Below are 22,812 nucleotides of genomic sequence, written 5' to 3' on the forward strand. Positions count from 1 at the left end.
ATGAACGCAAACACTTTGACCATCGGCGAGGTTCGCCTGTCCTACTGCAACCTGTTCCAGCCCAAGCCCCCCTTCAACAATCCGCAGGGGGACCCAAAGTACTCCACAACCGTCCTGCTGCCCAAGACAAATACTGCCACCAAGGCCGCGATTGACAACGCCATCAATACCGCGATTGGTACCGGCATCAGCTCCAAGTGGGATGGGAAGAAACCGGCGATGCTGGCGATCTGTGTTCACGACGGAGACGGCCCCCGGCCCAGCGATGGGGAGCCGTTCGGACCTGAATGCAAAGGCTGCTGGGTATTCACCGCGTCCTGCAAGCCTGATCGTCCGCCATTTGTCGTGGACGCCAATGTGCAGCCCATCCTCCAGCAAAGCGAGATTTACTCCGGCGTGTTCGGTAATGTCAACATCAGTTTCTTCCCGTACAACAGCGGCGGCAAGAAGGGGATTGGCTGCGGCCTGAACGGTTTCCAGAAGACCCGTGACGGGGAGCCTTTGGGCAACTCCGTTTCTGCCGCAGAGGCGTTCGGTGCAACTGCCTCGATGCCCGCGACACCGGGCTATGCTGTTCCCGGATATGCCCCTGCACCCGCGCCGGTACCTGCACCCGCCTATACCCCTCCTGTTGCCGCGCCTGCGTATCCTCAGCAACCTCCCGTCGCATATCCTCCCCAGCAGACAGCCCCCGTTTATCCGCAGCAGTGGCCGGTTGACCCCATCACCGGGCAGCCTGTCCCCAACGGTATGCCGGTCATGGGAATGTGATGGAACAAAACACGGGCATCACACTGGGGCAGCGTTTGGAAGCTATTGATGCCGGTTCCTTAAATAGAACAGATCGTTTGGCGCTGGCTCACACCTGCTTGAAATGTGTGTTGTGGGACGAAATCTTAGGACCCAAGCCAGAGGGATTTGATGATCTCCCGAAGTTTTCAAAGGAAGTTAAGAAACCATTTCGCCCGCGTCAGCACATGCGGTCGAAACGTGACTATACCGAGCCTGCGGCTGAGTCTATCGAGAGGATAGTGGGAGAAGCAAACATAAGCCGTTTTTGGTGGGTGGTCGTGTTTGGTAGAACGGAAGAAGACTGGTTCCGTTGGTATACCGTGGAGCGCTTTCTCAGCCCAGAAGAAAGAATGATTTTACAAAGGCCGCCACAGCAATCAGCAGACTGATCCAGTTTCGGAATTCTTTCCATCGGTCCGACGCCCGGAACTCCAGATAGGCTTTGCCAGCACTGCTTATTCGATATTGCACGGGCCAAGTCACTTCGAGACACTGCTCGTCAACTTCTGGGACCTCGAACTCATCTATGTGCGTGTCTGTGTACTTGTTTGTTTCCAGAGCATTGAACGCTCGGTATTCAAAGACTGGGCAGCATTTTTCAATCTTGCGATAATACATCCACTCATCATTCGCATTCATCCATTTCAGCAGTTTGACAGAGCTCTTACTCAGCACAAAACCGCCTCCTTTCGCCATGATTTTACCACTGGCGAAAGGAGGCGGCAACCCAAGGGAGGTAAATCATGCAGCACCACTTGAACATTGACTTAGAAACATACAGCTCCGTGCCGATCACAAAGGCCGGACTTTATAAATATGCGCAAAGCCCGGACTTTCAAATTCTGCTGTTCGGATACAGCCTCGACGGTGCGCCGGTACAGGTTTTGGACTTGACGCAGCCGAGGGCTTTTATCCCGCAGAATGTGGCAGGCTGGCTATTTGACCCGCAATGCGTCAAGCACGCGTTCAACGCCGCGTTTGAGTGGTACTGTCTCTCCCGGTACTTCGGGCTGGAGCAGCGCCGGGACTGGACGCCGGAAGTCTGGCTGCCCCAGTGGCGGGACACGCAGCTTCACGCGCTTTACTGTGGGTATCCTGCCGCCCTGAAGAATGTCGGCGCAGCCATGGGCCTGCCGGAGGACAAACAGAAGCTTCGCACCGGTGGCGCGCTGATCCGATATTTCTGCATTCCGTGTAAACCGTCCAAGACCAACGGCGGTCGAACTCGCAACCTGCCGCAGCACGACCCGGCAAAGTGGGACCTTTTTAAAACCTACAACGGCGGGGACGTTGTGGCAGAACAGGAAATAGAGCGCCGCCTGTCTGCGGTGCCGGTGCCGGACGATGTGCAGCAACAGTGGGTCCGTGATCAGATCATCAATCTGCACGGGGTATCGGTGGACCTGCCACTGGTGGACGGTGCAATCGAAATCGGCGCCGCTGTCCACGAAACCCAGTTGCAAGAAGCTAAAGACCTGACCGGCCTTGCCAATCCCAACAGCCGGGACCAGCTTTTGAAATGGCTGAATGAGGAACTGGAAGACGATCTGCCGGATGTCCGTAAAAACACGGTCACGGACCTGCTGGCGCAAGGCGTTCCCAGCGACAAAGCTTCCCGAATGCTGGAGCTGCGGCAGGAGCTTTCCAAGACCTCCACCAAGAAATACAACGCAATCGAAACCTGCGTGTGCGCCGATGGGCGTATCCGGGGCTTGCTGCAATTCTACGGCGCCAATCGGACGGGCCGGGAGGCGGGGCGGCTGGTGCAGGTTCAGAACCTGCCCCACGACACTGTACCGGCGGAAGCCGCAGCGCGGGAGCTGGTGAAGTCCCGCAATCTGGACGGGCTGAAAGCCATCTACGGCAACGTGCCGCAGGCGCTCTCCGCGCTCATTCGCACATCGCTGATTGCGGCTCCCGGAAAGACCTTTGTAGACGCTGACTTTTCCGCCATAGAGGCCCGCGTGATCGCGTGGCTATCCGGGGAGGAATGGGCGCTGGACGTGTTCCGTACCCATGGCAAGATTTACGAAACCACCGCCGCGCAGATGTTCGGCGTCCCCTTTGACCGCATCAAGAAGGGCAATCCCGAGTATGCGTTCCGCAAGAAAGGCAAGGTTGCCACGCTGGCGCTGGGATACCAAGGCGGTAAAGGCGCTCTTATTAACATGCGTAAGACGCTGGGCATGACGGAAGAAGACCTGCCGGAAGCGGATATGCCCGATATCGTCCGGCGCTGGCGCAGTGCCAACCCGCACACGGTCCAATTCTGGTATGACGTCAACGACGCGGCGTTTCGGGCGGTCACATCTGGGCAAGCCACGACGGTAGGCCGCGTGACCATCGCCCGGGAGATTTATCGGGGCGCGGGACTGGACTTTATGACAGTCCTGCTGCCCTGCGGACGCAAGCTCTACTACCCCGGCCCGCACATCGGCAAGAACCACTTCGGCGAGGACAGCATCATGTACTGGGGGCAGGACGGGGCCAACTGGAAACCTGTTGAAACCTACGGCGGCAAGCTGGTGGAGAACATCACGCAGGCCGTGGCGCGGGACTGCCTGTTCTATGCCATGGAGCAATTGAACGCCGCCGGATACCCCATCGTTTTTGATATCCACGATGAAGTGGTGCTGGAAGTGCCGGAGGAAATGGCCGATCTGGACAAGGTGGTGGAGCTCATGTCTCAGCCCATTCCGTGGGCGCCCGGTCTGCCGCTGAACGCTGACGGCTGGGTGGGGAATTACTTTAAGAAGGATTAGCACTAAGTTCTAACACCTGTCTTTTTATGGTGGATTATTTAACTTTGGCAGATTTTACAGAATTGTGAGCCCAGTGGCGTAAGCATTGTAACGCCCACACAAATTTTAAGTCTCCCTTTCTCGCGTAAAGATTTTTTGAAATATATATATTCTTGTGTTTGAAAGAAAGGTGCGTAGTCTGCCCCGTTAGCATACTCGCTATAGTGTACGCGGATCAGTCCTAACCTTTGAAGAGATGAAATAGACATGGCTTGTACTTCCAAATCTTTCTCATCTGGGTTTTCCAAAAATACATTTGTCATTATTAACTCATACCGCCCATCCGAGAGAGAATTGAAATATTCAGACTCGGCCTCGAGTTGCCTTACCGAAATATTTAACGCGTCCTTAGTGTCCCCCGCAGCTAAGCACAATCGATATTCTGCAATGGGCGATTCATCGGTAGTTATGTAGTTTAGATTTTGAGCATCAAGCGGAGACAACTGCTTGATAATTTCAACAAAGGAAGGGTGTACGGATTCTCTATAATCGGTGTTCATTGATTTCGCCAGTAGTTTTGCATACATAGTTCTCAACTCTTCACTATCCATACTATATGCTATGGACTGCAAGGCAGGCACAGCAACATATGATTCAGGGGAAACAATTTTACTTGGATCAACATCCGCCAGCTCAATCTCAAGAAGTTTCTTTGTCTTCTCTAATTCGTATTCGCGTTTTGTAATCCAAAGATCCAGCGGGATCAATGCCGCATTAATCGCACGGGGAATTCGGCCTAAGAACTTCCCAGTTTCACAAGCCGCGGGTTTTGCCAAATCATTATAAACTTCTGGCACAGCATTTAATACCGCCGAAGCGCCATCAACAATTGCGCTACCGTTCATCGCAACATCCCCTCTCATTTTCTCTTATATTACAAAATATCCCCAATTAATTCAAGAGGTGGTTACATGAAATACCAGCTAAAAATGCGTTTGTTTCTTTGTAAAGTCGGCCTTTTTTTCCTTCGGTTAATTAAATGCTTACTATTAAAAATCAAAAAGCTCGCCAAAGAAAAGTAAAACGAGGACTACGCAAAGGAGTGCCCCTCCATGATGACAAATGATCGAAAAATAATTATTTCCGCAGGCGCAAGCAGGTTGGCCAAGGTTTGGACCCGCCAGACGCTGCTGCTCTCGGAACTCTATACCCGGCTGGCCACGCCCGCCAGAGGCACAGAGACGCTTGAAACCTACCTGTCTCTGCCAAAGAACCAGCAGGATACCCTAAAGGATGTAGGCGGCTTTGTGGGCGGGGCGCTTAACGGCCCCCGCCGCAAGGCTGGCGCAGTGGCGGGCCGGGATATCCTGACACTTGACCTTGACCACGTACCCGCGGGTGGCACGGCGGACGTGCTGCGGCGCGTAGAGGCTCTTGGCTGCGGCTACTGCGTCTACTCAACACGAAAACACTCCCCGGCAGCGCCGCGACTGCGGGTGATCCTGCCGCTTGACCGCACGGCGACCGCGGATGAATACGAAGCCTGCGCCCGGAAGCTGGCGGACATGATCGGCATTGACATGGCCGACCCGTCCACCTTCGAGCCGTCCCGGCTGATGTACTGGCCCTCCTGCTGCGCAGACAGCGAGTATGTCTATCAAGCGGGAGACAAGGCCCTGCTATCCACCAACGGCGTGCTGGGACTATATGACGACTGGCACAACGTTGCTTCATGGCCGCAGGTTCCGGGCGCAGACAAAGCCCCCAAGCACCTTGCCACGCGGCAGGGCGACCCGGAGGAAAAGCAGGGCGCCATTGGCGCATTCTGCCGTACATACGACGTACTTCAAGCGGTGGACAAGTTCCTGCCGGGGGTTTACGAGCCTGTGCTGGGATTTGACGATCGCTATACCTACACCGGCGGCAGTACCACCGGCGGCGCAATTATCTACGACGGCGGCAAATTCCTGTTCTCGCACCATGCTACGGACCCCTGCGGCGGCAGATTGGTGAACTCTTTTGATCTGGTGCGCCTACACAAATTCGGAGATCAGGACGACGACGCAGCGCCCGGAACCCCGACGAATCGGCTTCCGTCCAGTACGTCCATGCTTGACCTGTGCAGGCAGGACACCGCCGTTTCTGAATTGCTGCACAAAGAGCGGGGCGCGGAGATTCTGGAAGCGTTTCAAAAGACCGACAGCCCCGCCAACAGCGAAGACCTTGCTATGTTTCTCGGCGGGCTGAAGGGCGAAGTGCTGACGACCGATGTGATTCGCCGGTTGGTGGCACTGTTGGGCATCCAAATCAAACTAAACGATGTGACGTGGCATGTGGAACTTTCCGGCTACCCACGAACATGGTCACGGGCCAACGCTGGGAATTTACTCCCGGTTCCACTGCTGGACCGGCTTAAATTGGCCGGCGTAAAAGGCGCGGCAAAAAACACGGTGGCCGACTGTCTGGACGTGATTGCAGAAGAATGCCGATTTAACCCGGTCACGGAAATGTTTCAAAATACACAGTGGGACTGCGCGGACCGTGTCACAGAACTTTATGATATCTGGGGCGTGACGGACCCGCTCTCCCAGACGCTGATCCGCAAATGGCTGCTGCAATGCGTAGCCATGGCCTACAATGACGAATACAGCCCACAGGGGGCTGACGGCGTGCTTGTCCTGCAAGGGGATCAGGGCCTTGGCAAAACAAGCGCCCTGCGCCAATTGGTGCCGTTGCCGCGCATGTTCAAAGAGGGCGCAAAGCTGGATCTACGAAACAAGGACACCTATATGCAGGCACTCAACAGTTGGATTTGCGAGTTGGGAGAGCTGGACCGCACCACCTCCCGCGACAGCGCCGGACTGAAAGCGTTTCTCACGCAGGATATGGACGAGTACCGCACGCCCTATGCGCACAATGCCGTACAGCGGCCCCGAAGAACGTCTTTCTGCGGCACGGTAAACCCCGGCGAATACCTGATTGACGACACGGGCAACCGCCGATTCTGGACAGTGCCGGTGGAATACATAGACCTTGACCGGCTGTTCGCAATTACAAATGACTGGAAGATGCAGCTATGGGCGCAGATGGCGGTAGAGTATCAGGCGCAGCCGGGAGGCTTCCGCCTGACGAAAGAAGAGCGCCAGCAGCTTGGCGGCGTCAACACCACATACACCCGCGCGCTGGACTTTGAAGACGAGCTGCGGGACATGCTCAATTATGAGCTCCCTGTTGACCAGTGGGGCGAGTTTACGTCGGCGCAGGTTGCGGCGCGGCTGGACGCAAAGCCGCCAGCAAATCGGCTGGGGCGTGTGCTGGCGAAACTGACGGGGGAGGACCCGCGGATATCCGAAAGAACTTTACATGGCCGAAAAATGTATACGCTTCCGCTCCTGAGCAATTGCGTCGTGTCCCCGTTCCCCATGGCTGCATCAGCGGAGGAAAGATCATGAAAGAAAGTGCAATTGAGGCCAAGCTGGTTCGCATGGTGCGTGACCGGGGCGGCCTGTGCTATAAATTCGTTTCGCCGGGAAATCCCGGTGTGCCGGACCGGATTGTGATTACTCCGGACGGGAAGACCATCTACGCGGAATTGAAAACAGAAGTTGGGCGGCTGGCGGCAATTCAGAAATGGCAGATAACCGAAATGCAAAAGCGCGGCATGGACGTGCGGGTGCTGAAAGGACTGCCGGAGGTCAGGGCTTTTGTAGAAGAGGTGATGCCGCTGTGAAATTTACGCCCCATCCGTATCAGCGGTATGCCGTGGAACGGATTATACAGGACCCTGCGTTAGGCCTCTTCCAAGACATGGGATTAGGCAAAACTGTGGAAACCCTAACGGCTGTCAACGACCTGTGGTATAACCGCTGGCAGGTTTCCCGAGTGCTGGTAGTGGCGCCGAAAAAAGTAGCCGAAGCAACATGGCAAAACGAGGCGCAGCGCTGGGACCATTTACAGCACTTGCGCATTGTTTCCGTGCTGGGTACATCAAAGCAGAGGGTCAAGGCGCTGTACACCCCTGCGGACATTTGGGTGATAAACCGAGAAAATATCCCGTGGCTGGTGGACTACTACCAGCAGGACTGGCCCTTTGACATGGTTATCTTGGATGAGTCCAGCAGTTTCAAAAATGCGCAGTCCAAGAGATTCAAAAAGCTGAAGCTGGTGCGCAGCCGGATTTCTCGTATTGTGGAGCTGACCGGCACGCCCGCGCCGAATGGCCTTGAAGACCTTTTCGCGCAGGTATACTTACTGGACGGCGGGCAACGGCTGGGCAAAACCATTACAAGCTATCGGGAGCAGTTTTTTACACAGGACTACGCGCACCCGGGGCAGCAGTACCGGACCTATTCGCCGCAGGATCACGCGGATAGCCGCATTCAGGATGCAATCTCAGATATCTGCATCAGCATGAAAGCAGAGGATTATCTGACACTTCCGGAGTTTATCGAAGATGATATTCCCGTCGTACTAGACCCGGCGGCGAAAAAAGCCTATGACAAGCTGGAACGGGAAACGCTGCTGGAAGTGGACGAAGACACGATCACGGCGGGCAGCGCGGCGGTGCTGAATGGGAAGCTATTGCAGCTGTGCGGTGGGGCCGTCTACGGCAACGATGGCGCTGTGGTCAACGTCCACGACTGCAAAATGGAAGCATTCATGGAGATCATCGAACAGCTTCACGGGGAACACGCGCTGGTGTTCTATTGGTTTAAGCATGAACGGGACAGGCTGCTGACGGAATTGAAAAAGACGGGCCTGTGCGTGCGGTCCTATCAGGGGCCAGAGGATGAAGACGCGTGGAACGCAGGGGAAGTGGACGTGCTGCTGGCGCACCCCATGAGCTGCGGCTACGGGCTGAATTTGCAGCAGGGCGGTCACCACGCAATCTGGTACACGCTGCCAAACTGGGCGCTGGAGATTTACCAGCAGGCCAACAAGCGGCTTCACCGGCAGGGGCAGCAATACCCTGTAATCGCCCACATCCTGCTTGTACAGGGCGGCGTAGACGAAGATGTATTGGCGTCGCTAAATGCCAAAGGAGACACGCAGGAAACGTTAATGCAGGCGCTGAAGGCGAGGATTGAGCGAGTGCATATGTAAAAAGAACCCCAGAGAGCGTAAATGCTCTCTGGGGTTCGCGGCTTTACACCTGAAAGAATTAGTCTTCAAGATCAATTTGAGAATTTACGTCTTGAATACTACCAACAGCAGAAAGAATCTCACTCCAATTTTCAGGAAACCCGATTCTATTTAGATCGACACTTGTGTGTTGGGCGAGCATTGCACGTAACCGAACTGCCGAAGACAGCTTGAGGCTCGTATCGGAGGACAGCTTGAACGCTAGGAAAATAACAGAAAAAATTTTATAGCCGTTTATTTTAGAACGATAATCGGAAAACATCCTTGCTCTTAAAAGTAAGTTTCTATTATATAGTCTACCATAATGCGCGCAAATGTTTCTCGCTTCTACAAAACATCCTAGCCAACTAGTCAAGTACCATTCTGGCGCTCTGTAGTTAGTTAAAGAAAATGCTTGCCTGTCGGCGGCATTAAGATTTTTAAACATCTTGGAAACTGCGCCAAAGGAAAGTATTTCAACGGCCGCCCATATAGGGAGAACGCCATCGTACTTTTCATTGTGGTGCGCAACAATCGGCGATCTGCATTGTTGCTGCTTTTCGCGTTCTACCTCTTGCTTAAAGCTCTCATAAAAATGCGGGTTTTGAAATATACCTGAACTTAAATAGCAAGTAGAGCAATATTTTTGTGACAAGTAATACGCGAGCTTTGTTTTAAACTCCAACTCGAATGGTTCGATCAACGATGATACGAGTTGTCTTAATTTTGTGTCAAAACAATATAAATCATATATCTGAAAAAAAGATACTCCGTTAGCGTAGGTAGGCTCAGCACTTGGATCGCAAGTGGGCGCGTACAAATCTAAACTGTACGCGTTAATTAGCCTATAATAATTTACCTGTGAAAGTATTTTCTCCGCGCCTTTCTCGTCAGTAAAACGCAACCCTCTTCTTTTTAATATCTCTACTTGCTCCCTGTAGCTTTTAGGAAGTTTAAGTGCCTCCATAATCCCACGTCCCCACAGAATATAAAAAAGACCTCCCGTGGTCCGCATACAATCCATACGGACTGCCTAGGCGTGGGAGGTTCTGTTATTGGTATAATACACAATTCAAAGTTGTTATGCAACTGGAGAAATACACAAAGCATACTTGTGGTGGACAACACCTAAAATACAAGCCCCCCACAAGATTTTGCGTATCTTAAAATTGTTTGTAGTATTTACACTACATAGAGTATGGTTATTTTAACCATACTCTATGCTATATATTTTAAAAAATTTTCTTTACTTTCTTACATTCCCGGGGTTTCCTACGGTAAGTCTTGATTATACCACACGGAGCTTCCGAATCAAACAAAATTTGAGTGCGCGCATAGGTAAAAAGGAACCCAGAGAGTGCAGCTCTCCGGGTTCCTTTTACTTCTCCCATTTGCCTTTCGCTATATCTATCTCGCACGCTACACCAGGATGCGCTTTCAAGGCATGTCGGGATGATACTTCATTGCAGCCGCCTTGTAGGCTTTCTTCAGGTCGTCCAGCGTCTTGCAGCTCTCGAAAAACTTTGTCATGGTGTGTTCCTCCTAAAATTCAAATTTTTATGGGCTCCAGCCTATTGCCGGACCGGAGCAGCGGCGCGGGGATTCTATGCGTGTCGCGTCTCAACGGCGTAGTACGCGGGGCCGTCAAACCCGGCCATATTGAGCAATTCGACGGTATCATAATTAGCCTTGCGGATGTCTGCGATTGCTTCATCGTTGGCATCCTGATAAATTACATCCGCCGCTTCACCGGTGACGTAACGGAGCATTTCCATCATTCCGAATGCTTTGCCGTTGTTTATGTTCTCGTGATACTCCATCATGCCAGCATCAAAGCCGAGGCCTTTTAATTCTTCGCAAATCCGCGCGGTGTAGGCGTTACGCCTGATCTCTCGGGTTGCGTACTGGATAATGTCTTGCTTTTTCATGTTCAAATTCCTTTCTGGCCTCACGGCCCGTCGTGGTGTTTGGTTTATGGCACAATCATAACGCGGCGTTATGCAAATGTCAAGCAGGCGACCCGCAAAATGCTGCACAATGATTTGCACTCCTTTTTGTCTATTTTGCATAATGGCGCGTTATGCCTTTATAGTGTATAGTAATCTTCATAGGAGGTGGTACGATGCCAGCAGACAAGTCAACACGGAATAAGCAAAACGCGCCGGCCAGGGCGAGATATGAGGCCAAAGCCTACCGGAAGTACACGATTCGCGCCAGAACTGACGGCGGTGACGGCTTCACTCCCGAACAATTGGAGGCCGCAGCCGAAGCCAGCGGGCAGAGCGTCAATGCGTGGATTATTGATGCAATCAAAGATAAACTGTGATTGATGCGCCAGATGGTTTTATGCCGTCTGGGGCGCTGATTTTGTGTGGGTGGAGTATGCGTAAACCGGGGTGAGGCAGTGGGTGGAGTAAAAGGGTGGAGAGGTGGGGCAGGGGTGGAGTAGCTTTTTACGTGCTACACCCGCGCGTAATGCTTGTGACGCAATGGTTACGGCTTAAAGGGTGGAGCAGGTGGAGTATTTCTATATTCTTGATTATTAGAGCGTATAGGGGGACATAGAGGGCATATACATACACCCTGTACGCTCTATACGCCCTAACACTAAAGATAGTAAACTTGCCCACCTACCACACCTGCCCCACCCTGAGCTTTTCTACCGTGGCGCATGGCTGCGCATCGCGTCTTTACCGCTTTGCGATTTTGGGAGAGAATGGACACGGGGCAATATAAAAAACGCGCGTGTGATTGCGATTTTCAATAAGAATTGCTTATATTGAACACGTAGCCAATTAAGCAGGGTTGTGATGGCCAATTAGGGGCGCAAATACGCAATATTTAACTGTTCATTAAGTGTTTTTGCTGATACATCAGGTCTTTTACGCGCAACTGTGTATTTACTGTGCTATTTGCCCCCATGAATCGGCTGATTTTGGCGCGGTGGCTGGGTTGGTGGCCTGGGTGGCCTGGGTGGCCTGGGTGGCCTGGGTGGGCTGGGCGCAGCTACGGGCTCCGCAGGGGGTCGACCGACAGGGACCCCGATGTCTAGGGTTTCAAGGTATCCGGGAGGAGTGGCGGAAAAAGGGCGGGCCCCTCGCTGGCAGGGTAGGTAATATACAGCACACGCATTCCGCGGTCCCTGAGAACAAGCCAGTTCCGCCCTGCGGATTTTACAGGATGGGATTGTGCATGCATTCCGCGGTCCCTGAGAACTTGGCGGATTTGCGCTCCCGGGCAAGGGGTGGCGGAAAATCAGGGGGTGGGGGTTTCACAGGTCGGGCGCCCAAAAATACCAAAGGCCCCCGTCAGTTTTAAAATATAACAACATTTACTAAAATGTTTAAAAAGTTATCAATATTTGCGAATTAGCAAAAAAATGACGCTTGAAATATATGGAAGCTTTGATATAATGCAATTAAGCATAGGTGAAATTGCATGGAAAGGCGGCGGCGGTCGTGGCAAAAAAGAGTACAAATAAAAGTCAGGAATACGCGACCGCCGACGCTTTAAAAGCGAAATGCGAGTCGTATTTTAGCCAGTGTGACGAAGACGAGGTATTGTACGGTGAGGCAGGCCTTGCGCTTTATCTCAACGTTACGATTAAGACGCTGCGGCGCTGGTATGATGGAGAGCGCCACGAGGATTTTCAGGATACCGTTCAAATGGCTTTCATGAGGATTCAAAACCAGATTGAGACGGACCCCAGATATCAGGAAAAAGGCATGGTAACTCGTGGTATTTTCCTGAACAAGCAGCCGCGTTTCGGCGGGTATCAGGACAAGGTTGAAGCGAGACAGGACATTTCCGTGAACGTAAATATGGGCAAGGGAATGGACGAATCGGATTTCAAGTAACGGAGGTCCGGAATGCGAATTTTGGAAATATCAATTCTGACATGCGCCCTGATACTTTTGATTGCGCTGCTGGTATCCATTCTGTGTTACACTCGAATCCGGCTGGCGGAGATCAAAGCGTGCGGAAATTTCAAGCCCGAACACGGGGACGAAGGGCGCACGCAGGAACTTGCAAAACCGTTTCCCGGCAGTGTTGATGAGGGCGTTGAAAATATTATGACGTACAGCGTAGGCGCGAAGGCCGGTGATTCGCTGTGAAAGTGCAGGATGTCTTCGACAAGGCAATCCGGCTGATGGACGAGCAAAACGAATCCACCGGAACGACCGTTACCGCCGATACGAAGGAATATCTGGTGAGAACGCCGGATATTTTAGATTCCATTCTTGCACGGGTAAGTTTATCCGTTGGCTGCCCTTACGTGCGGGTAACCGCGGCGGGGGATGAAATTCAACTTGACGATGCAGTTGTTTCTGGAGTGCTGCCCTATTATCTGGCATCAGCGCTGATTGCGATTGAAGCGCAGGACAGCGTACTTGCGGCATATTTTAGCAAGGCGGGCGACGCGGCGTTGGCTGTTATCGCCGCACGGCTTTCAAAAGCTGAACCGGGGCCGGTCGAGGACGTGTACGGCGGGCTTGAGTACGGGGAGTTTGCAAGATGGTGACGCGGGGATGGTATACGTGCCCCGGCTGCCACAGAAAGCTGATTAAAATAACCCGCAGTTCCACAATGTACCGTGTTCCGGTGTATTGCCGGGCCTGTCGGTCTGAATGGTTTCCGGCCATATGGAACGGAAAAGAGCTGGAAGCCGGGCAAGCGTTTCCACTGACCGGCGAAAAAATATCATAACAAGCTAGAGCGTTTAGCGCCAGAAGCACGGGAGAGATCCCGGCTTTTGGTGCTTTTTATTTTGCCATGTGCGGCAGACCAGCCGCCATGGAAAACAAGAACCGGCAGACCAGCCGGGGAAAGGTGATTTTATGGATGACGAAAACATGAACCCTGCCGAGGAAACTTCCGAAGCTACGGATGCTTTTCTGGACGGCTGGGAGCCGGACGGCGTAGAGAACTCCGAGACCCCGGAGAATGAAACGTCGGAGAGCAATACCGAGGAACCCCCGAATCCCAATCCGCAGGAGTCTGCGCCGGAGACAGAAAAAGAGGGCGCCGCGGCGGAAGAAACACCTCCCGGAAAGTCCGAAGAACCTCCCGTTCCGAAGCCGGAGACGGAGACCCCCAAGTTGTGGGCGCTGCGGCATCTGGGCGAAGAAAAGGCCGTGAACGAGCAGGAGATGACCGCTCTTGCGCAGAAGGGCCTTGATTATGATCGGGTACGGGAGAAATACGACGCGGCAAAGCCGGTCATGGAGATGTTTGCGCAGATGGCGAAGCAGTCCGGCATGACCGTTGAGCAGTACGTTTCCTTTGTGAGGACGGAAGCGAAAAAGTCGGCGGGTATGAACGACGACGAGGCGAAGCGCGCGGTGGAACTGGAAGACCGCGAAAGCGCTGTTTTGGTTAGAGAGGCCGAGGAGGCCGAAAAGCAGACTGCCGCCCAGCAGGCGGCGCAGGCTGAGAGTTCCGCAGAGGAGCGGCGAAATGCCGATATCGCGGAATTCCAGAAGACCTTCCCGGATGCGGCAAAGGACGCAGGCAGTATTCCGCAGGAAGTTTGGGACGCCGTGAAGCAAGGGCAGCGTTTGGCGGTCGCCTATGCGCTGTGGCGTGAGAAACAGGCACTTGCGGAGACTGAACGGGTAAAGCAGGAATCGGCGGCAAAGGAGCAAAACGCGAAAAACGCGGGGCGCTCCACAGGCAGTATGAAGACCGCCGGAGCGGAAAGCAAAGCCAGCGATCCGTTTTTAGACGGATTCGGTTCCTGATACGGTCCTCTCCGCACCCATATGACGAAAGAGAGGAAATCAAATGATCAATTACGCAACCAAGTATGAATCCAAGATCGCGGAGCGATTCAAGAAAGCATCCATCACGGACGCGGACTGTGGCCACGAATATACGTTCGTCAGCCCCAACAGCAAAACGATTCGTATTGGCTCTGTAAACACCGTTCCTGAGACGGAATACAACCGAACCGGCAGTAACCGCTTCGGCAGTGTCCACGATGTGGGCGATACCCTTCAGGAAATGACCTGCGAATGCGCGCCTGCATTCAGTTTCACCATTGATGCGTTGGACGGTACGGATCAGGCCATTGAAAAGTCCGCGGCTAAGGCTCTGCGCCGGCAGCTGGATGAGGTGACTGTCCCCAACATGGACAAGCGGCGTATCAAGAAGTGGTGCATGGGCGCAAATATCCAGTCTTTGGAGGCCACGGCTCCCACGAAGTCCACGATCACCGGCATGATTATCGATCTGGGCGCGAGAATGACGGATGCTCTGGTTCCGCTGGAGAATCGGACTCTTTACATCGGTACTGAGTATTACAAGCTCCTGAAGCAGAACCCGGATTATTTGGGCGTGGATGCGCTGGGCAAGGAAGCGCTGACCAAGGGCGTCGTTGGCGAGTTTGACGGCAACCGGGTCAAGCCTATTCCTTCCCGGTATATGCCCGCGGGTGTGTACTTCTTCATCAAGTACAAGGGCAGCACGGTTGACCCCGTGAAGCTCCAGAAGTACGACATTCTGCCCAAGGTGCAGGGTTATTCCGGCCCCGTGGTGCAGGGCGTGACCTACTACGACAGCTTTGTGCTGGGGACCAAGGGCGACGGCATCGCCGTGTGCGGCAACGCCACTGCGATTCTGGCGGCGCCTGCCATGGCCATCGCCAGCCACGCCGTTACAATTACCGCCGTTTCGGGCGTGGTGTTCAAGTATACGGTAGATGGCACGAATCCCCGGTACTCCACTACTGCCGAGACCTACACCGCCCCCGTGACGCTGGCCGAAGGTCAGACCATGCGCGCCATTGGCACAAAGGATGGCAGCGTTGGCGTTGAGGGGACCAAGGTCTACGAATAATCAATGAAATCAGGGGGCCGCAATGGCCCCCTGATCGGGATTTTGGGAAAGGTGAGCGCATTGGCATACAAGAGTTTTAGCAAAGCAGGCGGCGAGTTCTATGTTAATTTTGGACATGCCAATGAAAAGCAAAAACAATTTTATCAGGCCCGCGAGCTGTATGTATGCTACGGAGGCGCGCGCGGTGGCGGAAAGAGCCACGGCATTCGCGTGAAGTCTGTGGGCGGTGCGCTGACCTATCCCGGCATCCGAATTTTAATCATCCGCAAGCATTATCCGGATATGGAAAACTCCCTGATTACCCCGATCATTCAGATGGTTCCCATACAGATTGCCAGTTACAACCAGCAGGCGCACATTATGCAGTTCGCAAATGGCTCCACGATCAAGTTTGGGCATTACGACACCGGATCAGACCTTGAGTACCAAGGGCAGGAGTTTGACTGGATTTTCATTGATGAGGCGACCCAGTTTAGTGAGGCGCAGTTCCGCGTGCTGGGCGCGTGCCTGCGGGGCACTTCCAACATTCCCCGCCGGATGTATCTTACCTGCAATCCGGGTGGAATCGGGCATCTGTGGGTCAAGCGGCTGTTTGTCGATCGGGAGTATCAGAACGGCGAAAAAGCAGAGGACTATCGGTTCATTCAGGCAACCGTGGACGATAACCCGGATTTGTTAAAAGGCTCTCCCGGATACCTGAATATGCTGGACACGCTGCCCGATGATGTGCGGCGTGCGTGGCGGTATGGTGACTGGAACACGCTTTCCGGCATTTTCTTCCCGGAATTTCGCAAAAAGACTCACGTCATTGAACCGTTTGTTCGTGTTCCGCAGGAGTGGAAGAAATACCGCGCGTTTGACTATGGTCTTGATATGTTCGCATGTCTGTGGATTGCGGTGGATTTTGACGGGCGGTGCTATGTGTACCGGGAGGTGCAGCAAAGCGGGCTGATCGTCTCCGCAGCAGCGGCCCTGATGAACAGTCTGACACCGCCCGCAGAGCGGATCGAATTCACGATTGCCCCGCCGGATATGTGGAATCGACAAAAGGACAGTGGGCGCACCATGGCACAGATATTTATGGAAAACGGCGTGGGAATCCTCAAAGCGTCCAACAACCGAATTCAAGGCTGGATGGCACTGAAAGAGATGTTGAAGCCCATGCGTTCAGATAAAGACCGGCCCGGTCTTCTGGTAACAAACGAGTGTGTGGGGCTGATTCGGAATCTCCCGGCCATTCAGCACGACCAGAAAAACCCCTCTGACTGCGCAACAGAACCACACGACATCACGCACATATGCGATGCCTGCCGCTATTTTGCGGTTACCCGCGTGATGGGGGCACAGCGAATGAAAACGCGGGAAGTGGAGGAGCTGGGCGACGACGGCGAGGACTACGACGAGGGAATGACCGGCGGTGTGTGTGACGAGTCCTATTTGAACTACGGAGGGTAAACCATGGCGAATTCCATTCTGTCAATTAAACGCTTTTTGGGACTGAACGAGAATCCCGACGGCGATACCAAAATTAAAGACGGGGAATTGTCAGAGCTTCAGAATTTCAGGATTACCATTGACGGGCATTTGCAGGTGCGCCCCGGGAGCGCAACCGTTTTCGACCTGCGCACCGTCTGGGATGCTTGGTGCGCGGTCTCCGGAAATATTCCCTCCACGAATACACCGGAGTTTTCTGGAGCATGGTACGGCCTTGTGGGAGCCGCCGCGGTGCTCTTGTGTGCCTTTGGCGGCGTAATTTTCAAAGTAAATCTGACAGACTGGACCGCCGCGGCAGTCGGGACGTGTACGCAGGATAAAACGTCTTTTTTCGGCTTTGGCGGCAAGGTATATCTGTTAAATGGACACGAGTACAAATCGTGGGATGGCACAGAGTTTTCAGAGGTGGTGGGGTACGTCCCCATAGTTCAAACCGCAACTTCGCCCACTGGGGAGGGAACAACGCTTCAACCCGTGAATCGGTTGACCGGATTGCGTAAGGTAAAATTCTCTCCCGATGGGACCGCAGCGGAATTCCAATTGCCTGAAACCGACATTTCGGCAGTGACGGAGGTTTCTGGAACCGACATCACATATACCACGGATTTTGCGGCCGGAAAGCTGACATTCGCCAGCGCCCCTGCGAAAGGGGTTAATACCGTCGCTGTCACCTACCGAAAGGGGGACGGTGCAAGGGCAGAAGTTGCGGGGATGCACTTCTGTGAAACTTTCAACGGCAGCACCGATACCCGCGTTTTCCTCTACGGGGACGGCACCAACAAAACAATCTATTCTGGCCTTGACTATGACGGAAACCCAACGGCGGAATATTTCCCGGACCTCTACGAAATGTCCGTTGGCGAGAGCAACACGCCAATTACTGCGCTGGTCCGCCACTATTCCCGGCTGGTGGTGTTCAAGACCAACAGTGTATATTCCTGCCAGTACGGCACAGTGACGTTGGACGACTCCAGCACAACGGCGGCATTTTACTGTACGCCTGTTAACCGGGAATTGGGCAACGAAGCCATGGGGCAGGTTCGCCTTGTGGAAAACAACCCGCTTTCCCTGTGCTCCAGCAGTATCTACGAATGGAAATCAACCTCATCATCCGGGAACCTAGTCTCAGACGAGAGAACGGCAAAGCGAATCAGCGACCGGGTGTGGGCCACGACAAGCGGCATGGACTTGTCCCAGATTACTACGTTCAGCGACCGGGACAGCTATGAATTCTGGTTTTGCCTTGGGGACGAGGCAGTCATTCTGAATTATGCAAATAACTCATGGTATCGGTATAAGGGCATCCCCGCCGCGCAGCTTTTGAGTTGCGGCGGAAAGGTGCTGGCCTTTGCTGTCGACGGCAAAATAAGGCACGTCTCCCGGCAGTATCGGAACGACGATGGGGCAGCCATTGACGCGCGGGCGGCGACAGGCGCAATGGACTTTGGCAAGGAGTGGATGCGAAAGTATTTCACGCTGGTGTTCGTATCCATTCAGCCGGAAGACGGCGCGAGGATTTTAATTTCAGCAGAGAGCAACCGGCGCAGTGACTACCCGGAAAAAGCCGTGTCCGCCAGCATGGCGACTTTTTCCCATGTGAATTTTAATCGCTTTTCTTTCAACACCAATCGAAAGCCACAGGTAAAGCGACTGAAACTGAAAGTAAAAAAGGCGGCGTTTTACAAGCTGGTGTTCAAGAGTAACAGCGCGTCTTCTACGGCGACAGTGTTGCAGGCGGACATACAGTTGCGATATTCCGGAAACGTGAAGTGATTGAGGTGGGAACATGAGAAAATTCAGTCCGACGCCCCAAAACGTGTATAAAGAATACCGTGCGGGGCTGGATTTCAATAACAACATTGAGCTGTACCGAAATGTTGAGACCAATGAGAATTTTTTCATTGGGAAACAGTGGGAGGGGGTAAAGTCCAACGGTCTTCCAACCCCCGTATTCAACTTCTTAAAACGGGTAGTCCTGTTCTCCGTAGCGAACGTATCTACGGATAACCTGAAGCTCCACGCGGAGAATATGCCGTCCACGGGAGAAAGGGACCCCCACACCATGGAAGTCCTGACGGATATCATCAACGATCAGTTTGCCAATATCTTTGAAATGAACAGCATTGGTTCCTGCGTCCGGGAGTTTGCTCGAAATGCCGCAGTGGACGCGGATGGCTGCACGTACACCTATTTTGACCCTGACACGGATATCGGGCAGACGGCCCGCGGAGCTATCCGCACGGAGGTCTTGCAAAATACGCAGGTTACTTTCGGAAATCCCAACAGTCGGGACGTACAGTCGCAGCCTTTTATTATCATCGACCGGCGAATGCCGGTGGAAGATGCCATTGACAGGGCTGTTGCAAACGATGTTTCGGATGAGGATGCAGAGAGTTTGATTCAGCCCGACGACAAAGAGAATCTTTCCGACAGCAATCTTGACCGGCTGGGGGGCGGCAAAGTTACGGTGCTGCTCCGGCTGTGGCGGGATAAAAAGACCGGGAATATTCACGGGTATGAATGCACACGGGATTGCGTGGTTCGGGAAGAATGGGACCTTGGTATTAAGCTGTACCCTGTCACTTGGATGAACTGGGATTACGTACAGGACTGTTACCACGGGCAGGCGATGATTACCGGTTTGATTCCCAATCAGATTTTCGTAAACAAGCTGTTTGCCATGTCCATGATCTCCCTTATGACACTGGCGTATCCGAAGGTGGTCTTCGACAAGACGCGAATCAATAAATGGGATAACCGGGTGGGCGCGGCGATTGGGGTTAACGGCTCCGTCGAGAACGTGAGCAAGATTGTGGACCCGGCGACCATCTCCCCGCAGATCGCGCAGTTTATTGACCTCGCAGTCAGTTACACACAGAAGTTCCTTGGTGCCTCTGATGTGGCGATGGGAGATACCCGACCGGATAACACCTCCGCAATTATTGCTTTGCAGCGGGCTGCGGCAACACCTATGGAGCTGACGAAGCAGAACCTTTTAAAGAGCGTGGAGGATCTGGGCCGCATCTACATGGAGTTTATGGGCGAGTATTACGGTTTTCGGTTCGTCCAGATTCCAAACCCCTACGACACGGACAAACTGGTGGTTCCGTTTGATTTCTCGATCCTCAAAAAACTGCCGTTTCAGATCAAGCTGGATGTTGGTAACTCTTCCTACTGGTCGGAAATTGCAAGTCAGCAGACGCTGGATAATCTTTTGATGCAGGGCAAAATTTCCACAGTGGACTACCTGAAGCGCCTCCCCGCCGGGTCCATCACTGATCGTGAAGCGCTGATTAAAGCCATGCAGCAACCACAGGCACTGCCGCAGGATGGTGCTTCCGGTGAAGGTGCACCGTCGGGTGGCGAAAGCGTCCCGCTGGTGGGAGGACGCGGCAATCACGAGTTGCAACGGAAAATCAACCAAACGGGAGAAGTCCCGCAGGTAATGTGAGGTATATCAATATGGCGTTGAGCAAATTCGAAAAGGATATGCAGATCATTCAGGCATTGGATGATGAGCCTAATGACGTGGGCGGATTAACTTCTGCCGATCTAAAGGCCGCGTTTGACGAGGGTGGAGAGGCGCTCAAGGCGTTTTTGAATGGAGTGCTGATCCCGGCGCTGGATACCTACATAGCGCGGACAGATAACCCTCACGCAGTGACCAAGGGGCAGGTAGGGCTTGGTAACTGTGACAACACCGCAGATGCCGATAAGCCTGTGTCTGCGGCGCAATTGGCAGCCATTGCAGGTGTTGTCCTCGGGCAGATCCCGGACGCATCGCTGACCATGGCGAAGATGGCGCCATCGGTTGCGGCTTTGTTCCACAACCGCAATCTACTGGACAATTGGGATTTCCGCAATGCGGTCAACCAGCGCGGGGCGACATCGTGGAGCAATTCGTACGGAATTGATAGATGGCTATTATCGGCGGATAACTCGACGGCTACGTTCATTGCCGGAACCGGAATTATTCTAAACAACGAGTTCGGAAATTGTTTTTTCACGCAACTCTTTGAAAAAAGCTTAAGCATAAATACCGTTTATACACTAAGCGTCATGTTGGCTGATGGTTCCGTAAAATCATTTACGCATATCGCGAACGGCGAGTATTCCGTTGTCGATGGCATATTTTTTGGAATCGGATTTGGCGGCAGTTCGCAGATTGCTTTTGGGCCGATTGAGGGAAATGCAATTACTGTACAGGCTGCAAAATTGGAACGCGGTTCCGTCTCCACTCTTGCAAACGATCCGCCAGCAGACTACGGAGAAGAACTGCGGAAGTGTCAAAGATATTATGAAACAATACCCGGTTTTCGATTTTATATTGGGGCAAGGAGCCCTTGGAGTATCGCTACACAGACAAATAAAATTCCATTTAAGGTCACAAAGAGGACTATTCCTGTCGTGACTTTTGAATATGAAAAGTCAAGCAATCCGGGCGTTTGGGTTGCTGCAACTGCAAGCCATCCGGACACCGATGGATTTACTGATTACAATACAGCGTTTGATTGCGATTACGTTGGCTTTGGAAATGTTGTTGCGACGGCTGAAATGTAGGAGGTATCTAAATGGAAATTCAAAAATCAAAAGTTTTTATCAAAACCGACACCAGTACACCTCCGTGTGTCACGGATTGCAATGGTGGCTACACTGCCCCCGCAGACTTGGTAGGGTGGGTAAAGATTGATGAGGGGACCAGCGACCGTTACAACCTTTGCGCGTCCCACTATTTTGACGGCGGGCTATACACCAAGGACGGTATCCCACGGTATAAATACGCGGACGGCGTTTGCAGTCTGCGCACGGACGCAGAGATTGAGGCGGACAGAAGCCCCACCCTAGGCAATATCGTAGCGGACAAGCTGGCGGAAATCAATGCCGGGTGCGACGCGGCCATTGCGTCGGGGTGCGGCGTGACGCTCTCGGACGGCACGGCGGGGCACATCAGTCTGACCCTGCCGGACCAGATCAACCTCAGCACGGCGCAGGCGGCAATTCTGGCAGGGGGCAGCGGCTATGCCTATCATCTGGACGGGGCGCTGTGCGAAATCTACACAGCGGAGGACATTGCCATCATGGTAAAGGCGGCGACCGCGCACATCCTGTACCACCAGACCTACTGCAACCACGTCCGGGCATGGGTGAAGAGCTGCGAGACGGTTTCGGACGTGCAGGCGATTACATACGGGGCGGAGCTGCCGAAGGATTTGGCGGCGCACATGGCGGCGGTGCTGGCCGCTGCGGAGGGCGGCAATGAATAAGGCCCGGGACGCGATTCTAAGCGGCCTGCTGGCGTGCTTTGTGGGAACCGCGTACTTTCTCATGGAAGTGGGCTGGAAGACCGCGCGTGGCCATCCCGAGGGGATTAGCTGGACCATGCTTGTGCTGGCGCTGCTGCTGGGCCTTGTGATGGAGCGCATGGGGGCGGAACTGCCGTGGAATTGCCCCATCTGGGCGCAAGCGCTTTTATGTGGCCTTGCCATCACGGCGGCGGAGTTTCTTGCCGGGTGCATCGTCAATCTGTGTCTGGGCTGGGGTGTATGGGACTATTCCCATATGCCGGGAAATCTGATGGGGCAGGTATGCCCGCAGTTTACGGCGCTGTGGTGCGCTGTGAGCGGGCCGTTGATTGTGGGGCTGGACTGGATGCGGTACGCCGTCAGGGGCGGCGAGAGGCCGCGATACTTTTTGAAATAAGAGGGGATCGGGAATGGAACACAATGCGTTGTTAAATACAAAAGCGGCAATTACCACAATTCTGGCGGCGCTGACGGCCTTTTGGGGTTGGTTCGGGTGGCTGGTGGTGGTCTGGGTGGGCATGATG

Annotated in this window: 22 protein-coding genes; 18 read left to right on the top strand and 4 right to left on the bottom strand. The window is 53.5% G+C overall.

Annotated features, from left to right (window positions below; translation table 11 throughout):
• Nucleotides 1–771, top strand: coding sequence for a DUF2815 family protein (locus RTU96_RS04065; RefSeq protein WP_312635111.1), 771 nt, complete (start codon nt 1–3; stop codon nt 769–771).
• On the top strand, nt 771–1,181 hold the full coding sequence (locus RTU96_RS04070) for a hypothetical protein (protein WP_312635113.1): 411 nt from the start codon (nt 771–773) through the stop codon (nt 1,179–1,181). Before RTU96_RS04065 ends, RTU96_RS04070 begins: the two co-directional genes overlap by 1 nt.
• Here the strand turns inward: RTU96_RS04070 and RTU96_RS04075 are convergent.
• Nucleotides 1,126–1,467, bottom strand: a complete 342-nt coding sequence (locus RTU96_RS04075; RefSeq protein WP_294856419.1) for a hypothetical protein — start codon at nt 1,465–1,467, stop codon at nt 1,126–1,128. The genes RTU96_RS04070 and RTU96_RS04075 overlap by 56 nt on opposite strands.
• Before the next feature lie 68 nt (nt 1,468–1,535).
• On the opposite strand from RTU96_RS04075, the gene RTU96_RS04080 reads away from it, so the two are divergent.
• A complete protein-coding gene (locus tag RTU96_RS04080; protein ID WP_312635115.1) occupies nt 1,536–3,554 on the top strand; it encodes a DNA polymerase in 2,019 nt (672 codons plus the stop codon).
• Between the two features lie 38 nt (nt 3,555–3,592).
• Here the strand turns inward: RTU96_RS04080 and RTU96_RS04085 are convergent, their stop codons facing one another.
• Complete coding sequence (locus RTU96_RS04085) at nt 3,593–4,438, bottom strand: DUF4393 domain-containing protein (protein WP_312158839.1); 846 nt, start codon at nt 4,436–4,438, stop codon at nt 3,593–3,595.
• A gap of 207 nt (nt 4,439–4,645) precedes the next feature.
• Here RTU96_RS04085 and RTU96_RS04090 point away from each other — a divergent pair, with 207 nt between their 5' ends.
• Genes RTU96_RS04090 through RTU96_RS04100 form a run of 3 tightly spaced genes read left to right on the top strand, consistent with a single transcriptional unit; the run spans nt 4,646 to nt 8,636 of the window.
• On the top strand, nt 4,646–6,985 hold the full coding sequence (locus RTU96_RS04090; protein ID WP_312635116.1) for a VapE domain-containing protein: 2,340 nt from the start codon (nt 4,646–4,648) through the stop codon (nt 6,983–6,985).
• Entirely contained in the window at nt 6,982–7,263 is a 282-nt protein-coding gene (locus RTU96_RS04095) for a VRR-NUC domain-containing protein (RefSeq protein ID WP_293009555.1), read from the top strand. Before RTU96_RS04090 ends, RTU96_RS04095 begins: the two co-directional genes overlap by 4 nt.
• Complete coding sequence (locus tag RTU96_RS04100; protein ID WP_312635118.1) at nt 7,260–8,636, top strand: DEAD/DEAH box helicase; 1,377 nt, start codon at nt 7,260–7,262, stop codon at nt 8,634–8,636. The genes RTU96_RS04095 and RTU96_RS04100 overlap by 4 nt, the downstream gene beginning before the upstream one ends.
• A gap of 58 nt (nt 8,637–8,694) precedes the next feature.
• Here the strand turns inward: RTU96_RS04100 and RTU96_RS04105 are convergent, their stop codons facing one another.
• Nucleotides 8,695–9,621, bottom strand: coding sequence for an Abi family protein (locus RTU96_RS04105; protein WP_312635119.1), 927 nt, complete (start codon nt 9,619–9,621; stop codon nt 8,695–8,697).
• Nucleotides 9,622–10,258: 637 nt separating this feature from the next.
• On the bottom strand, nt 10,259–10,582 hold the full coding sequence (locus tag RTU96_RS04110) for a hypothetical protein (RefSeq protein WP_312635120.1): 324 nt from the start codon (nt 10,580–10,582) through the stop codon (nt 10,259–10,261).
• A gap of 194 nt (nt 10,583–10,776) precedes the next feature.
• Here RTU96_RS04110 and RTU96_RS04115 point away from each other — a divergent pair, with 194 nt between their 5' ends.
• From RTU96_RS04115 to RTU96_RS04170, 12 genes are all read left to right on the top strand, one after another.
• Nucleotides 10,777–10,980, top strand: coding sequence for a hypothetical protein (locus tag RTU96_RS04115; protein ID WP_312635121.1), 204 nt, complete (start codon nt 10,777–10,779; stop codon nt 10,978–10,980).
• A gap of 1,132 nt (nt 10,981–12,112) precedes the next feature.
• Nucleotides 12,113–12,511: a terminase small subunit gene (locus RTU96_RS04120; protein ID WP_312635122.1), complete on the top strand. Its 399-nt coding sequence runs from the start codon at nt 12,113–12,115 to the stop codon at nt 12,509–12,511.
• Nucleotides 12,512–12,523: 12 nt separating this feature from the next.
• Nucleotides 12,524–12,769: a hypothetical protein gene (locus tag RTU96_RS04125; protein ID WP_312635123.1), complete on the top strand. Its 246-nt coding sequence runs from the start codon at nt 12,524–12,526 to the stop codon at nt 12,767–12,769.
• The gene (locus RTU96_RS04130) at nt 12,766–13,176 is read left to right on the top strand and encodes a hypothetical protein (protein WP_293009548.1); all 411 of its coding nucleotides are present in this window, start codon (nt 12,766–12,768) and stop codon (nt 13,174–13,176) included. The genes RTU96_RS04125 and RTU96_RS04130 overlap by 4 nt, the downstream gene beginning before the upstream one ends.
• A gap of 316 nt (nt 13,177–13,492) precedes the next feature.
• Nucleotides 13,493–14,395: a hypothetical protein gene (locus tag RTU96_RS04135; protein ID WP_312635124.1), complete on the top strand. Its 903-nt coding sequence runs from the start codon at nt 13,493–13,495 to the stop codon at nt 14,393–14,395.
• Between the two features lie 43 nt (nt 14,396–14,438).
• A complete protein-coding gene (locus RTU96_RS04140) occupies nt 14,439–15,491 on the top strand; it encodes a chitobiase/beta-hexosaminidase C-terminal domain-containing protein (RefSeq protein ID WP_312635125.1) in 1,053 nt (350 codons plus the stop codon).
• A 60-nt stretch (nt 15,492–15,551) separates the two neighbouring features.
• Nucleotides 15,552–16,946 (top strand): phage terminase large subunit, encoded by a 1,395-nt coding sequence (locus RTU96_RS04145; protein WP_312635126.1) that lies wholly within the window; start codon nt 15,552–15,554, stop codon nt 16,944–16,946.
• Between the two features lie 3 nt (nt 16,947–16,949).
• Nucleotides 16,950–18,758: a hypothetical protein gene (locus tag RTU96_RS04150; protein ID WP_312635127.1), complete on the top strand. Its 1,809-nt coding sequence runs from the start codon at nt 16,950–16,952 to the stop codon at nt 18,756–18,758.
• Nucleotides 18,759–18,771: 13 nt separating this feature from the next.
• On the top strand, nt 18,772–20,436 hold the full coding sequence (locus RTU96_RS04155; protein ID WP_312635129.1) for a hypothetical protein: 1,665 nt from the start codon (nt 18,772–18,774) through the stop codon (nt 20,434–20,436).
• The gene (locus RTU96_RS04160) at nt 20,433–21,545 is read left to right on the top strand and encodes a hypothetical protein (RefSeq protein ID WP_312635130.1); all 1,113 of its coding nucleotides are present in this window, start codon (nt 20,433–20,435) and stop codon (nt 21,543–21,545) included. Before RTU96_RS04155 ends, RTU96_RS04160 begins: the two co-directional genes overlap by 4 nt.
• Before the next feature lie 11 nt (nt 21,546–21,556).
• Entirely contained in the window at nt 21,557–22,249 is a 693-nt protein-coding gene (locus RTU96_RS04165; protein WP_312635131.1) for a hypothetical protein, read from the top strand.
• Nucleotides 22,242–22,685: a putative ABC transporter permease gene (locus RTU96_RS04170; RefSeq protein WP_312635132.1), complete on the top strand. Its 444-nt coding sequence runs from the start codon at nt 22,242–22,244 to the stop codon at nt 22,683–22,685. Before RTU96_RS04165 ends, RTU96_RS04170 begins: the two co-directional genes overlap by 8 nt.
• Nucleotides 22,686–22,812 lie beyond the last annotated feature (127 nt).

Source organism: Oscillibacter sp. (assembly GCF_032018205.1).
Lineage (GTDB): Bacteria > Bacillota > Clostridia > Oscillospirales > Oscillospiraceae > Oscillibacter.

Bases quoted from the DNA above. Each gene is read 5' to 3' on its own strand.
- RTU96_RS04065 (WP_312635111.1), top strand. From the start codon at position 1: ATGAACGCAAACACTTTGACCATCGGCGAGGTTCGCCTGTCCTACTGC.
- RTU96_RS04170 (WP_312635132.1), top strand. From the start codon at position 22,242: ATGAATAAGGCCCGGGACGCGATTCTAAGCGGCCTGCTGGCGTGCTTT.
- RTU96_RS04070 (WP_312635113.1), top strand. From the start codon at position 771: ATGGAACAAAACACGGGCATCACACTGGGGCAGCGTTTGGAAGCTATT.
- RTU96_RS04080 (WP_312635115.1), top strand. From the start codon at position 1,536: ATGCAGCACCACTTGAACATTGACTTAGAAACATACAGCTCCGTGCCG.
- RTU96_RS04135 (WP_312635124.1), top strand. From the start codon at position 13,493: ATGGATGACGAAAACATGAACCCTGCCGAGGAAACTTCCGAAGCTACG.
- RTU96_RS04085 (WP_312158839.1), bottom strand. From the start codon at position 4,438: ATGAACGGTAGCGCAATTGTTGATGGCGCTTCGGCGGTATTAAATGCT.
- RTU96_RS04105 (WP_312635119.1), bottom strand. From the start codon at position 9,621: ATGGAGGCACTTAAACTTCCTAAAAGCTACAGGGAGCAAGTAGAGATA.
- RTU96_RS04090 (WP_312635116.1), top strand. From the start codon at position 4,646: ATGATGACAAATGATCGAAAAATAATTATTTCCGCAGGCGCAAGCAGG.
- RTU96_RS04140 (WP_312635125.1), top strand. From the start codon at position 14,439: ATGATCAATTACGCAACCAAGTATGAATCCAAGATCGCGGAGCGATTC.
- RTU96_RS04165 (WP_312635131.1), top strand. From the start codon at position 21,557: ATGGAAATTCAAAAATCAAAAGTTTTTATCAAAACCGACACCAGTACA.
- RTU96_RS04155 (WP_312635129.1), top strand. From the start codon at position 18,772: ATGAGAAAATTCAGTCCGACGCCCCAAAACGTGTATAAAGAATACCGT.
- RTU96_RS04150 (WP_312635127.1), top strand. From the start codon at position 16,950: ATGGCGAATTCCATTCTGTCAATTAAACGCTTTTTGGGACTGAACGAG.
- RTU96_RS04115 (WP_312635121.1), top strand. From the start codon at position 10,777: ATGCCAGCAGACAAGTCAACACGGAATAAGCAAAACGCGCCGGCCAGG.
- RTU96_RS04125 (WP_312635123.1), top strand. From the start codon at position 12,524: ATGCGAATTTTGGAAATATCAATTCTGACATGCGCCCTGATACTTTTG.
- RTU96_RS04110 (WP_312635120.1), bottom strand. From the start codon at position 10,582: ATGAAAAAGCAAGACATTATCCAGTACGCAACCCGAGAGATCAGGCGT.
- RTU96_RS04095 (WP_293009555.1), top strand. From the start codon at position 6,982: ATGAAAGAAAGTGCAATTGAGGCCAAGCTGGTTCGCATGGTGCGTGAC.